The organism is Bacillus sp. RHFS10, from assembly GCF_016757475.1.
GTDB lineage: Bacteria > Bacillota > Bacilli > Bacillales > Bacillaceae > Bacillus > Bacillus subtilis_G.
In genome coordinates this window covers 894,154-905,020 of sequence record NZ_JAESPO010000002.1, presented here as the reverse complement: position 1 = coordinate 905,020, position 10,867 = coordinate 894,154, and the positions used below count along the sequence as shown (strand labels likewise).

Genomic DNA, 10,867 nt, shown 5'->3' with positions numbered 1-10,867 from the left:
CGTAATATTTCAGTATTCAAAATCCGGCCTAAATAGCAAATTTCAAAATTTCATTTCAACATTTTTTACAAAGTTGAGGGGGCGCCGATACCCAGGAAAAATTTTTTGGTACCCGGTTAAAGTTCGGGGGGACTTCAGTCGTCTTTTTTGATATTTATAGTTGTTAATGAGTGAAAACAGCATGACAACCAGAAAATAAACCACGATGTTAGATACGGATGCTCAAATATTGTCTGCATTACCTTCTCCTTTCCCAAACGTGACTTGGTTATGATGATACTGACATAACACCTCAAGATTATTTAAGTCAGTACGTGCCTGAATGTCGTTTAAAACGTCTCTAAGCTCTTTAAACTTATGATGGACTACTAACCTATGAGACTTATTTAAACGTCCCTGTGAGGCACAGACGGCACAATGATAGTTACTTTCTCTTAGCTTTTGTTCTCGAAGAAGCTTCCACTCTCTCGAATGGTAATAGGAATAGAGCCCATTGTTCTCCCTGTTGTACCTCACATCTTTGTTGTATTGCTTGTCAGCATAGCCCTTGTGCTTCTCACAATAGCGCTGTGTCCAGTCCACATAGTTGCGGCAGGCTGGCGCATTACATCTTTTTAACGGCATGTCTTAAAGGCTCACCACCAGCCATTAGTTCCTCATCATTGAAATGTCGGTTATAAACAATTGCCTTTGTTCCGAACTTGCTTTCCTTATCAAAGTATTCAATGTCTATATGGGTCGGGTTGATTGTCGAATCATCATTTGTTAGATAAGAAAAATTAGCGTTTATAATCGAATCAATCTGTTTCCCTTCGTAAAAAATACGAGGTGCAGAATCAATATCATCTAGCTCAATTTGCAACATTGGCGGTTCTATTTTTTTAAAAGTGAGTATGCTTTCCTCATCATAAATAAAACTGGTCAAGCCCTTTTCTTTCGGGAATGGCTTTAACACAAACCCCGTTAATAGTTGACCAGACTCATGTAATTCCTTAGCAACTTCATAAGGTACAAGCTCATCACAAACAAGGTTTTCATAGGCTGACAACTTGATTCCTTCCCAGTAGCCTATAAACGTTAAATCAGGATGCAAACCTTTATAGTGATTTACCATCGCTTTATTCGTAAGAATAGGCGCTTTGTTTTTTCTCGCAAACTGGATCAATGCAGTTGTTTTGCCGAGAAGCCTTTGATTTGATCTTGTATAAATAATTTCATTGCTCTCTGCTGCCTTTTCCAATAACTCAGAAATGCTCATATATGAAAGATTTAACTCCATGTAACGCCGCTCCCTTTCCGCAAACTAAAAAGCGCCCTCCCGAATGGGAAAGCGCCTGTCGATTTATTACCTATTACCATAATAGCTTATATAAAACAAAATGGTCTGCCTTTATATTGCCATGTTTGTGCCGTTTGTCTGCCAAAATCAAAACTTCATCAAATTAACCCTTTGACTCTCAACGTTTGTAATTCTATATGTACCCGGCAAGCTTGTTTCTTTATCTGAGCCATAAAATTCAACGTCGTAAATTGTTTCATTACTTCTTATCTTTTCTTTAAAGAATTTGTAAGGCAGTGAATCATCAAATTCAATAATCAATTCATCTACAATTCTCTCATAATAACCAGACGATTGTATTAGTTCGTAGCCCGCTTTCATAGAACTGAACCTCTTCATTCAAACACTCCTTAATGGTGGTTTTCATGAGAAAAGTATAACATATCCACATTATCCACGAATTACCCATATGTTTTATACTGTGCAACTCGTCGAACTGAGCCAACCCCTTGTCCTCTCTGTTTTTAACCAATATCCCTAAAATGAATTACACACCTGTTATTTTTGAGGAATTGACGAAAAATGCAAAGAAAAAGGCCCATCCTTGTTGTTTTGGATGAGCCTGGTTATATTTTAAATTTCTTCATGGCGTTGTTCATGGCGTCTTGATTGATTCCGATGTATCGCAGGGTTGTCCGTTGGTCCGAGTGATTAAATATCTCCTGCAGCATTGCAACGTCCTTCGTTTGTTTGTAAAAGTGATAGCCAAATGTTTTCCTCAATGTATGCGTGCCGATGTCATCTAAACCAACATACTCAGCAGCAGCCCTGAGAATCTTGTATGCCATCGACCGGGATATTGGCTTGTTAATCCCTTCACGGCTTTTAAAGAGAAACTCATGATCCTCTTTCCCTTCGACATAGGCCTTAAATTCCCTTTGAAGAGCTGGCGTCATATCGATTCTCTTTTTCTTTTTCGTTTTCTTCTCTATGAGGTTGAAGTATGGCCGTTTAGCGTCTCTCACTCTCAGCTGCAGAATATCTGATATGCGGAGCCCTGAGTTAATACCGGTCACGAATAACATGTAATTCCTCATGTTTTGCTCTTTTAAAAACCTCTTGATGTAGAAGATACATTCCGGATCACGTATAGGCTGAACGAAATTCATTAAGAAGCCGCCCCTTCCTTATAGACCTCTTCTCTGAGAGCAAATGCCAACCGATAGAAAGCTTTTGCTTTTATACGATAATAGCTGCGCTGACTCAAGCCCATTTCTGCATATACCTCATAATCATACATTTCTTCCGATTGCATATAGAGCATGACAATTATCTGCCGTTCTCTTTGAGAAAGCCGGTTAACAGCCCTTTGAATCCTTTTTAGGAATTTGTCACGCTGAATCTCCCAATCAAGACGCTTTAACGCTGCATCTTCTGTCGATGAATGAAATTCATTCGTAATGCTCGGCGGAACAATGCTATAAGTAGGTGTAACCTTTGGCAAAAAGTCATCTGGCACCTGTAAGAGATATAGCCGGTATTGATCAAGCAGCTTCTCTGCTTTTAATTTAGTCGCTTCTTCGTCAATCTGAGGAATATTTAATGTCAATTGATTCATTTCTTTTCCCCCTATGCACCTTTAATATTTGAATTAATATATCTTGCAATTTTCATTCGTGAACGGTTGATTGTTGTTTGAACAGTTCCTTTTGCAATACCGAGCAGCGCGCCAATACGTTCATAAGAAAAACCTTCTACTATGTGCAAAAGAAAAATTTCCTTTTCACGATTCGTAAGTTTGCTGAGACAATCCTCAATTGTTTTCTGCTCTTCCTCCGTAACTGATCCGGTTTGCTCTGGCAGAATAGAAAAATCATTTGAGAAGATTTCCATTATCTTTGGATCAATAAACATAGTCCTTTTATATGAATCTCTGCGATCTATTGAACGACGTGAACCGGGTTGCCTCCCACTTTCTAGCCAGTCGATTGTCCATTCAAGATCAGAAATCATATTTCTAAGATTCTTTTTATCTCTTATATCCGCAGCAGAAAGATCACTTTCATTTGCTTCCGCAAGTGGCTTATACATTGCTTTTGTTTGTTTTAATGTACTTTTATAGCTGAAAAGTAAATCTCTCACAACAATCCCCCTCTTATTTACGCTTTAGCGCCCCGCCTTTGCCTCTTTTCAGTGTTTGCCTATCTTGACCCATCATTTGCCTCCAAAACCGTTTAGAACGCTCCTGCGCGTTTTTATTGGGCTTTTCATTCCTCTCCTTCATGCCATCCCTCCGTTCAAATAAAAAACGGACACCAACCAAAGCACAGATTTCTCTGTACAGTGGTTAGTGTCCGCAGGCGTCTCCATCTTGGACTTATTTAATTTTGTTCTGATGCCCATTTCAATTTTTTGAAATCATCAGAGCTTATTGCAATACCCTCCGTTCCACAGTGTGCACAATGAACACCATTGGGGTATTTAAGCACTTCGATATATGTCCATTCTTCACAATCCTCGCAATAGTAGCAGTGCAATTCTTCTTTTGTCACTCCGCTCCCTCCTTATTCGGTAAATGTATCGCTTACCCATCCGCAACGGCATTTCATCGCCCACCAAGACGGATATCCTTCTTTATCGCGCTTTAAGAATTTCCCTGTTTTCACAGACTTCTCAAACCCTAACGTCATTTCGCCATATTCAATAAGCTGATCATTCCCGCATTTTGGGCATTCTGTGTATTCATCCTCCTCTTCATCTTCATCATTTACACCGACTAAAACATGAGGAAATTCTTCATGAGGATAATTTTTTAATGAAAACTCCATACATTCCCGTTCTGTCCCCGTGAACAACGTGGCGTTATTTCTTGTATCAAAAACACGCGCTGGCTTTCTGTTTATCTTCATCACTCCGTGCCCTCCTTATCTTCTTCCGCTGTCCTCTTCAATAATTGAGCCGATACAAGAATTTCTTTAAAATGTGACATTGCATGATCCCACCCGCTATAATGCCGGGAAGAATATAGGCGTTGGATGTTTTCACGCGCAGCCTCCATTTCATTGAATCCTTTGATAACTTGTTCAATAATTTGATTGTCATCAAGCGCTTGGATCGTTTGGATAGCTGCTTCCAGATAGACTGCATGATCCAGTGTTTCTTCAAGTGCATGTTGCAACCAGCCACGCAGGTCATAGGCATTTACGTGGACGGGCTGGCCGTACTTGGCAAGCCTCTTTTCCTGTTGTGCGTTTAGTTTGCTGATAACGGCTGAAATGATCGGGCTGTCGGTGTGGTTCATCAATAACCCTCCTGCTGCCGCTGATGATTGACGGCGTTTTTCTCCATGTAGGCAGCTTCGATTTGTTCCAGTGTAAATCCGAAACCGATAGTTCCAATGCTCAAGAACAAGCCCCATGCCATCATGAAACTGGCCTTTTTAGTGCTTTGATCTTTGGACATATAAGAATTGAATAGCATCCATTTCATTTCTAGAAACACACCTGACAAACCACCCTGAAATCCATTTTTCTGTATTTCACTGAAGGCTTCTTCCGGGATATTCATAGCGTCTTGCCAGTTTTTCTTAATGGCTATTGAAAGAAAAAAGTGTAGACAGTCCACGTATTCCTCAAGCAGTGGGTTTTTATCACGAAAAGCAGTTACAGAACCCACTTTGCAAATAGGACACTCTTCATAATCAGGATCGAATAAGTTTTCAAAATCTTTTTTGCTTAGATGTTCTCCGCATTTGTCATTTTCACATCGGAAAAAGGCTGCATTTTCAGGAGTTGCACCAACAGTAGTTGATAATTTTGTTCTTGGTTTCTGATTATTACTCCAATGCTTAAAGCCGCGCCATTCATTTGCACACTCGGCCAGCTCCACCTGTAGAGCAAGGATGAGGTTTGGCAGCAAGTCCTGACCTTCAAGCCCCTTTTCTTTGATGATCCGTTCATCAAGCGCCTTTTGCATTTCGAACATTTTTTGTAGATTCATATGTTTACGCTCCCTTATTTCCGCCCACCGACGGTTTTCATTAGATTGTCTTGCAGCAAGAACATCAGATAATACCTGCCATTGTCGCCGTACTTCTGTTCAAAAACTTCAATTGCTTGCTGGAGAATTGGCTTGTAATCTTGTTTCATACAACTCTCTCCTGATCCATAATCGCTTTGAATATCGGGTATATCTGCTGAGGCACAACCGCATTTCCTAATCCTTTAATTCTGTCCACCCGGTTGGGAACCCCATGAGCCACTCGACCCACGTCGGGTTCAGCTGGCCAGCGTTGCCTGCCGTCATTTGTTTCCGTTCCTGTTCTGAAATGACTCCCTTTTCCTGTAGATCCATCATTGTCTGAAATGATCCACTGCCGCCGCACATCCCTTTTGTTCTCGGAGTCGGCCAGAGAACTGCATCGGGTAACGTCTGATGATTCCAGTTCGGGCCGGTTCGTCCTTTCCAATCCCTTGCTGTCGGTGTGGGAAACAACTTCACTTTTTCCGGCAGACCCTGCTGTTTGCTGTTTGGTCCCCGTCCTTTGTGATCGCTCGCTGTCGGTGTCGGCCATAACACTGAATCGACTAATGAACGCCCCCCCTGACGATTTTTCGCATCCCCAGGTCTGCTGTCTCTTGTGGTCGGAGTAGGCAACAACGAATGTTCGATCTCTTCGATGTTTGGCGTCGACGGCGCAAGCCGGTATAATAAACGATTGCCCTTTGTAACCTGCGCTTTCCAAGTCAAATAGCGTGCGGTCGAGCTCCATGTTTGCGAAGTTAGCAACGTTTTCACCAACAACCCAAGTGGGTCTAAGTTCTTTGATGATCCTAAACATTTCCGGCCAGAGGTCGCGGTCATCTTCCGTGCCTCTTCGCTTCCCGGCAATACTGTAAGGCTGGCAAGGGAATCCTCCTGAAATAATGTCAATTGTTCCACCTGGCTCAATCACTCCTTTTTCCTCTAAAAGCTGTCTATTCAAGGTGCGTACATCATCGAAGATGGGAACGCCCGGGAAGTTCTTATTCAATACTTTCTGGCAGAAGGGTTCACGCTCACAAAACGCGACTGTTTCAATTCCAGCCCATTCAGCAGCAAGCGCAATGCCCCCTATTCCTGCGAATAACTCGATGCTTTTCATGCTGTCATCCCCTATTCCCAGCCGACTGCGATTGCAAAGAATAAAACCAAAACCATCGCCCCAATCAGCCAGCCATTTGTTTTGTCCCTTTTTGCAATAATTGCGTCATTGCCGATCATTCTTAGATCATCAGCCTGAGCAACGATCATAGGCACTTCCTCGACATTAACTTTTAAAACTTCCGCCGCCTCATAAATGGTCATCGCTTCGTCTTTCGTGGATTTAACTGCCCGCTGAAGTTCAACTTGTAAAGGAATCATTCTGCATCACCTACAATCTGCAGATTCTTATAATGAGCTACATGGCCGCAGGGATTTTCCCAAATATGAACTTGTCCAAAGAATCCGTCCTCAGCATGCTGCGTGAGCTGAGGATTTCCCATTCCCCCGCCACAAGTAGGGCATTCCCAAAGTGCATTAACTTCCTTGAACCCGATCAGGAAACCATTGCAATCACGGGCGGGAATCGTTACTTTTTTTGCATTCATTCCGCATCACCTACTAATGCTTTTTTTGCGGTATCTCCCCAATCCATATCAATAGGAGGCGGACAGTCTTCAAATTCTTTTGTGTATGTTGTTTCTTCCGCATAAAATTTTAATGCTTCTTTATACCGCCCGTTGTCAGACTGTAGCCGCTGAATCTCTTCCTGCGCCTGCCGGAATTGATGAACCGTTACATCTTGCTGGCGCTTGTTTTCCTCAATGATCTCCTTTAGCCCAATAACTTCATCAGCAAGAAGGTTTACCGCCTTATCTTTGCCGAGTGGAAGGCTGTTAGAACCCAGCTCGGTATAACAAACCCCTGAAATATCTTTGCGAAACACAACGCCCGACAATAAAGTGAATTTATATTGGTTCATGTCCGTTCCTCCCATATCGCAGAGAGGACCGGCCCCTCTGCGTCACATTTTATATCCGATCTCAAAATCAATTCTTGAAAGATTGCCTTTTGACGTTTGCACGATTGTTTTCCCGTGCTCCGGCATTTCCGTTAATTTGAATGATCTATTGTTTCCGTCAATCACAATGACGTAATTTTTGTTATCCTCAATTTGATTTAGAACCTGTTCCAGATTTTCTATATGTTTTGGACAGTTCACTGTCAACGCCCCCGTATGGTATAATAGAAGTGTCGAGTTTCTATTTGCCATACGGGTGACGTTGATTAAATAACCGTCATCACATCCAATCTTTCATCGGAAAAACTTGCAGCTTTGCCTGTGGTTTCTCTATTGGAATGATTGGATGTTTTTTTATATACTCCAAACGCTCCTCTTCTGTCATAACCCATGTAATGACTTCCCCATGCTGGCGTAAGTTTTTATTTTCTGTCATGTCCTCTCGCCTCCTTATTCTTCGTTCAATTGTTTGATGCGCAGATTGTAAAGTGTCTCAATTTCATCGTCTGACTGGCGTTCCAGAAATGCTTTTCCGTATCCGCCCAAGATAGTGAGCCACTCAATCAAGTGCTGGCGTTCTGTCCATTCCAACGGTTCCCGCTCCTTTCTTGATCAATAATTGCATCGCAGCATTCTTATAGTCCGGCGGACATTCTTCATACCGCACAATGACCATTAATTGCTGAATGGTTGCTTTCTCAAAAGGGAAGGCGCTGCCTGATAAGATCATGCTCTGTCGCATCCTTTCCGAGAAGTCCGTTTTTCCGCGGATCAATGAAACCTTTGCCCGCTTGATCAATGATCAGGAATAACACTTCATCAATGTCTCTATTAAGCTGCTTTGATATCCAGATGATAGAATCATCGGCTTCCCACATTTCACGGAATCGCTTGATCTCCCAATCATTCCAGACAAAGTTTTTTTCGATGAATGGAATATACACCGGACTATCCTGCACGAACCGCCGCAAATTATCTTTTTTATCTCTCAGATGCTTTTTACTGATGAAGATTCGGTTATTCGCATTTAACCCGTAGGGACGTGGCGGAAGCACGCGGCCTCTTGCAAAGTCAACAATCAGCAAAATGATTTCATCCGGCTTTCTGTTCAGCAGCTCAGCCATGTCATAAATGGATTTGCCGTCGTACCAGTAATCAACAACCTGACGCATTTGCACCAAGGACCATTCAAAATTAAGATCCACTAAGGCAATTTCTAACCGATCAGCAAGGGCCGCGACACTCATGCCAAACACTTCCTAACTCTCCCAGTATTCCGATGAACTAGAATGAGACGATGCTCCTGCCGCAAATCTTTTGATACGAGCCAGTTTTCAACAGTTAGACCGTTTGCCTTGATAATCTCCCTTTGCGCGCGTGTTGGACGTTTGCCATGTTTCATACTGCATTCCTCCTAGAGTTTTGATAGTCTGCTATTTTCTGATCAACGAGAGCAATGAGATTATTAATCTCTTTTTTGCGTTCAGCGTCAGTAAGCTTTCGCTCTGGCTTGAGCTCCCATACGCCGGGCATAATCAGCTGAGTCTTAGTTCCATGCACTATTCCCACCTCCTTTAATGCGTCTATCCTCTCCGGTAAACTTGACAACCCTTGTTCCCTGCATCATTCGGGATATGATGCGGCCGCCGTGAACACCGTATTTCATTTGGAGATTTTCCACGTTGTAATTGGTGGTAATGATATTAGGCTTGTCTTCCCGAGACTCAATAATTGTCAGGATCAAGTCAGTAGCCCATGATTCCTCACCGTCTTTATCCTTTTTGACATACTCCGCGCCCAAGTCATCAAGCACTAGAAGATCGCACGCCTCAATGTTTTTTAGAATAAGGCTCTCAGTTTCCGCCTTATCTGCGTATGAGTTCCTGATCTTTCGTAGCAGCATTTTTGTATTGGCGAAGATCACTTTTTTTCGCAGCCCTTTGACGTATTGCGCGACGCTGTGAGACAAGTGACTCTTTCCGATCCCGTAATTTCCTTGTAGTAGCAAAGAATCAAAGTCTCCCCAGCTTTCAAAGTTCTCAGCGTACCATTTCAGCTTTCGGAAGGCGTCCATCTGTGAGTCAGATAAGCCTTTCACGTTGAAATTGCCAAATGTGGCTTTCTGAGTATCCGGAGGGACCAGACTGTTATTCCAGAAGAATGCGTCCGCTGCTGTTTCTTCTTGAAACTCAATCATTTCTTTTTCCAGTGCAAGATTGTCACAAGTTAAACACCGACTATGCTTCTTGCCATTCTGTAAGTAAATCGGAACCTCGTTACCGCACCCCTCGCACTCCCTAACGCCGACCTTTTTGGGAAACAAGTGCTGCAGGCTTTTGGGAACTGCTTTAGAAAAGGCCTGTGTATTGGTTTGTTTCGTTTGCTGGGCTGGAATCAAACTGACGGCCTCCCTTTTGATTTAAATAATTTTCAAACTTGGTACCGAATAACGTTTCTGGACGAATGAATTTGTTCATTTCCGGATCATTTAACCATTCTTGGGTTTTAACAAGGATGACATGTTTAAAATCATTGAATCTAAAACCCTCGTTCCATCTTGCCTTAATAAGACTTCTTGTTTTCTGTGTAGCTGAACGATAGTTTTTACCGGATACTTTGTTCAAAAGGTCGATAATAAGTTTGTAAGGAATCACATCATTTTTGTAAGATGTGTCGTCGAGTTTACTCGACAATATATATTTTTCTTTTTCTTTTTCTTTTTCTTTTTCTTTTTCTTTTTGTCCCCTTGACGTTAACGTGTCGTCGTACGTGTCGTTCACGTATCGTGAAAATGATTCCCTGATAGCGTCATTAGGAATATGCGGATAAACAAGTTCTATCAACGTTTTGTCCTTAACTTCCTGCAGCTCTTTTTCAATGCAGTCCATCATTGGTTTTCCAGCTTTATTGAGGTTGTATTTCCCCCACTTCATAATGGCGATTTCCCTCGTATCAGAGTTATACACGACTAACCTATGATGATTTTGAAACCGGTCCATTAGACTGTTAATTGATTCGATTGAATAGCCAATATCAAACGCCATTTGTTTCTTAGTGATTGAATAAATGCCGATCTGTGTTGTGAAAGGATTCGTGAGCAAATAGAGATAAAAATATCTGTCCTCCGGCGTCATTTCTTCAAGCACTTTCGGGTCTTGCCAAAATTCAGTCCGAACGTGGCGATACTTAGCCATTAGTTTCACTCCTTTGCTCTATTGCCTCCGCTTTAGTTAAAGGCCAAACTGATTTTTTACCATTGACGATTACTGAACCTAATGTGTTATCTATCCTTTCGGTTCTAACCACTTTGCCGCCCTGTGCTTCTAACTTACACAAAGCTTTTTGATGCCATGATTCTGTTTCACTTATAACCGTATGGAATTTTGCTTTCGACCACACTTGACTAATTAAATACATGTCACTTACCTCCTTACTTTGGATCAAATAGCACTAAGCATGTATTGGGAGTCTCCGGGAGACTCGACATAAGGGTATTTCTCATGAAAAAACTTGATGGGTACTTTTCCCCTTTCTACCCAGTAACC

25 protein-coding genes are annotated in these 10,867 nt (G+C 42.1%); all 25 read right to left on the bottom strand.

Annotated elements, in window-relative coordinates; translation table 11 throughout:
* Positions 1 to 604 precede the first annotated feature (604 nt).
* Positions 605 to 1,279, bottom strand: coding sequence for a hypothetical protein (locus JMN17_RS11260; protein ID WP_202328090.1), 675 nt, complete (start codon positions 1,277 to 1,279; stop codon positions 605 to 607).
* 147 nt (positions 1,280 to 1,426) lie between these two features.
* Positions 1,427 to 1,660, bottom strand: a complete 234-nt coding sequence (locus tag JMN17_RS11255; protein WP_202328089.1) for a hypothetical protein — start codon at positions 1,658 to 1,660, stop codon at positions 1,427 to 1,429.
* A gap of 245 nt (positions 1,661 to 1,905) precedes the next feature.
* Complete coding sequence (locus JMN17_RS11250) at positions 1,906 to 2,448, bottom strand: tyrosine-type recombinase/integrase (protein WP_003220264.1); 543 nt, start codon at positions 2,446 to 2,448, stop codon at positions 1,906 to 1,908.
* Entirely contained in the window at positions 2,448 to 2,897 is a 450-nt protein-coding gene (locus JMN17_RS11245) for an ArpU family phage packaging/lysis transcriptional regulator (RefSeq protein ID WP_202328088.1), read from the bottom strand. Before JMN17_RS11245 ends, JMN17_RS11250 begins: the two co-directional genes overlap by 1 nt.
* Positions 2,898 to 2,908: 11 nt before the next feature.
* On the bottom strand, positions 2,909 to 3,421 hold the full coding sequence (locus tag JMN17_RS11240; RefSeq protein WP_202328087.1) for a sigma-70 family RNA polymerase sigma factor: 513 nt from the start codon (positions 3,419 to 3,421) through the stop codon (positions 2,909 to 2,911).
* Between the two features lie 13 nt (positions 3,422 to 3,434).
* Positions 3,435 to 3,563 carry a hypothetical protein gene (locus tag JMN17_RS21910; RefSeq protein WP_277986977.1) on the bottom strand — a complete coding sequence of 43 codons (129 nt, stop codon included), beginning with the start codon at positions 3,561 to 3,563 and terminating at the stop codon, positions 3,435 to 3,437.
* 97 nt (positions 3,564 to 3,660) lie between these two features.
* Entirely contained in the window at positions 3,661 to 3,831 is a 171-nt protein-coding gene (locus JMN17_RS11235) for a hypothetical protein (protein WP_202328086.1), read from the bottom strand.
* A gap of 12 nt (positions 3,832 to 3,843) precedes the next feature.
* Positions 3,844 to 4,188: a hypothetical protein gene (locus tag JMN17_RS11230; protein WP_202328246.1), complete on the bottom strand. Its 345-nt coding sequence runs from the start codon at positions 4,186 to 4,188 to the stop codon at positions 3,844 to 3,846.
* Positions 4,188 to 4,580: a hypothetical protein gene (locus tag JMN17_RS11225; RefSeq protein WP_202328085.1), complete on the bottom strand. Its 393-nt coding sequence runs from the start codon at positions 4,578 to 4,580 to the stop codon at positions 4,188 to 4,190. Before JMN17_RS11225 ends, JMN17_RS11230 begins: the two co-directional genes overlap by 1 nt.
* Positions 4,580 to 5,278 carry a dUTP diphosphatase gene (locus JMN17_RS11220; RefSeq protein ID WP_202328084.1) on the bottom strand — a complete coding sequence of 233 codons (699 nt, stop codon included), beginning with the start codon at positions 5,276 to 5,278 and terminating at the stop codon, positions 4,580 to 4,582. Before JMN17_RS11220 ends, JMN17_RS11225 begins: the two co-directional genes overlap by 1 nt.
* A gap of 14 nt (positions 5,279 to 5,292) precedes the next feature.
* Positions 5,293 to 5,427 (bottom strand): hypothetical protein, encoded by a 135-nt coding sequence (locus tag JMN17_RS21905; RefSeq protein WP_277986976.1) that lies wholly within the window; start codon positions 5,425 to 5,427, stop codon positions 5,293 to 5,295.
* Positions 5,424 to 6,422, bottom strand: a complete 999-nt coding sequence (locus JMN17_RS11215; RefSeq protein ID WP_202328083.1) for a DNA cytosine methyltransferase — start codon at positions 6,420 to 6,422, stop codon at positions 5,424 to 5,426. Before JMN17_RS11215 ends, JMN17_RS21905 begins: the two co-directional genes overlap by 4 nt.
* A gap of 11 nt (positions 6,423 to 6,433) precedes the next feature.
* On the bottom strand, positions 6,434 to 6,682 hold the full coding sequence (locus JMN17_RS11210; protein ID WP_198887140.1) for a hypothetical protein: 249 nt from the start codon (positions 6,680 to 6,682) through the stop codon (positions 6,434 to 6,436).
* A complete protein-coding gene (locus JMN17_RS11205; RefSeq protein WP_202328082.1) occupies positions 6,679 to 6,909 on the bottom strand; it encodes a hypothetical protein in 231 nt (76 codons plus the stop codon). The genes JMN17_RS11210 and JMN17_RS11205 overlap by 4 nt, the downstream gene beginning before the upstream one ends.
* Positions 6,906 to 7,283 carry a hypothetical protein gene (locus JMN17_RS11200; RefSeq protein ID WP_202328245.1) on the bottom strand — a complete coding sequence of 126 codons (378 nt, stop codon included), beginning with the start codon at positions 7,281 to 7,283 and terminating at the stop codon, positions 6,906 to 6,908. Before JMN17_RS11200 ends, JMN17_RS11205 begins: the two co-directional genes overlap by 4 nt.
* Positions 7,284 to 7,325: 42 nt before the next feature.
* Complete coding sequence (locus JMN17_RS11195; RefSeq protein ID WP_003237435.1) at positions 7,326 to 7,523, bottom strand: XtrA/YqaO family protein; 198 nt, start codon at positions 7,521 to 7,523, stop codon at positions 7,326 to 7,328.
* A gap of 79 nt (positions 7,524 to 7,602) precedes the next feature.
* Positions 7,603 to 7,758, bottom strand: a complete 156-nt coding sequence (locus JMN17_RS11190) for a hypothetical protein (protein ID WP_202328081.1) — start codon at positions 7,756 to 7,758, stop codon at positions 7,603 to 7,605.
* A gap of 14 nt (positions 7,759 to 7,772) precedes the next feature.
* Positions 7,773 to 7,913, bottom strand: a complete 141-nt coding sequence (locus JMN17_RS11185) for a BH0509 family protein (RefSeq protein ID WP_003237439.1) — start codon at positions 7,911 to 7,913, stop codon at positions 7,773 to 7,775.
* Positions 7,882 to 8,052 (bottom strand): hypothetical protein, encoded by a 171-nt coding sequence (locus JMN17_RS11180; RefSeq protein WP_202328080.1) that lies wholly within the window; start codon positions 8,050 to 8,052, stop codon positions 7,882 to 7,884. Before JMN17_RS11180 ends, JMN17_RS11185 begins: the two co-directional genes overlap by 32 nt.
* Positions 8,021 to 8,569: a hypothetical protein gene (locus tag JMN17_RS11175; RefSeq protein WP_202328079.1), complete on the bottom strand. Its 549-nt coding sequence runs from the start codon at positions 8,567 to 8,569 to the stop codon at positions 8,021 to 8,023. The genes JMN17_RS11180 and JMN17_RS11175 overlap by 32 nt, the downstream gene beginning before the upstream one ends.
* Entirely contained in the window at positions 8,566 to 8,724 is a 159-nt protein-coding gene (locus tag JMN17_RS22130; RefSeq protein ID WP_445291677.1) for a DUF6906 family protein, read from the bottom strand. The genes JMN17_RS11175 and JMN17_RS22130 overlap by 4 nt, the downstream gene beginning before the upstream one ends.
* Positions 8,721 to 8,882 carry a hypothetical protein gene (locus JMN17_RS11170; protein ID WP_202328244.1) on the bottom strand — a complete coding sequence of 54 codons (162 nt, stop codon included), beginning with the start codon at positions 8,880 to 8,882 and terminating at the stop codon, positions 8,721 to 8,723. The genes JMN17_RS22130 and JMN17_RS11170 overlap by 4 nt, the downstream gene beginning before the upstream one ends.
* Positions 8,869 to 9,720: an ATP-binding protein gene (locus JMN17_RS11165; protein ID WP_202328078.1), complete on the bottom strand. Its 852-nt coding sequence runs from the start codon at positions 9,718 to 9,720 to the stop codon at positions 8,869 to 8,871. The genes JMN17_RS11170 and JMN17_RS11165 overlap by 14 nt, the downstream gene beginning before the upstream one ends.
* Positions 9,671 to 10,516, bottom strand: coding sequence for a conserved phage C-terminal domain-containing protein (locus tag JMN17_RS11160; RefSeq protein WP_202328077.1), 846 nt, complete (start codon positions 10,514 to 10,516; stop codon positions 9,671 to 9,673). Before JMN17_RS11160 ends, JMN17_RS11165 begins: the two co-directional genes overlap by 50 nt.
* Positions 10,509 to 10,739: a hypothetical protein gene (locus JMN17_RS11155; protein ID WP_202328076.1), complete on the bottom strand. Its 231-nt coding sequence runs from the start codon at positions 10,737 to 10,739 to the stop codon at positions 10,509 to 10,511. Before JMN17_RS11155 ends, JMN17_RS11160 begins: the two co-directional genes overlap by 8 nt.
* Between the last annotated feature and the right edge of the window lie 128 nt (positions 10,740 to 10,867).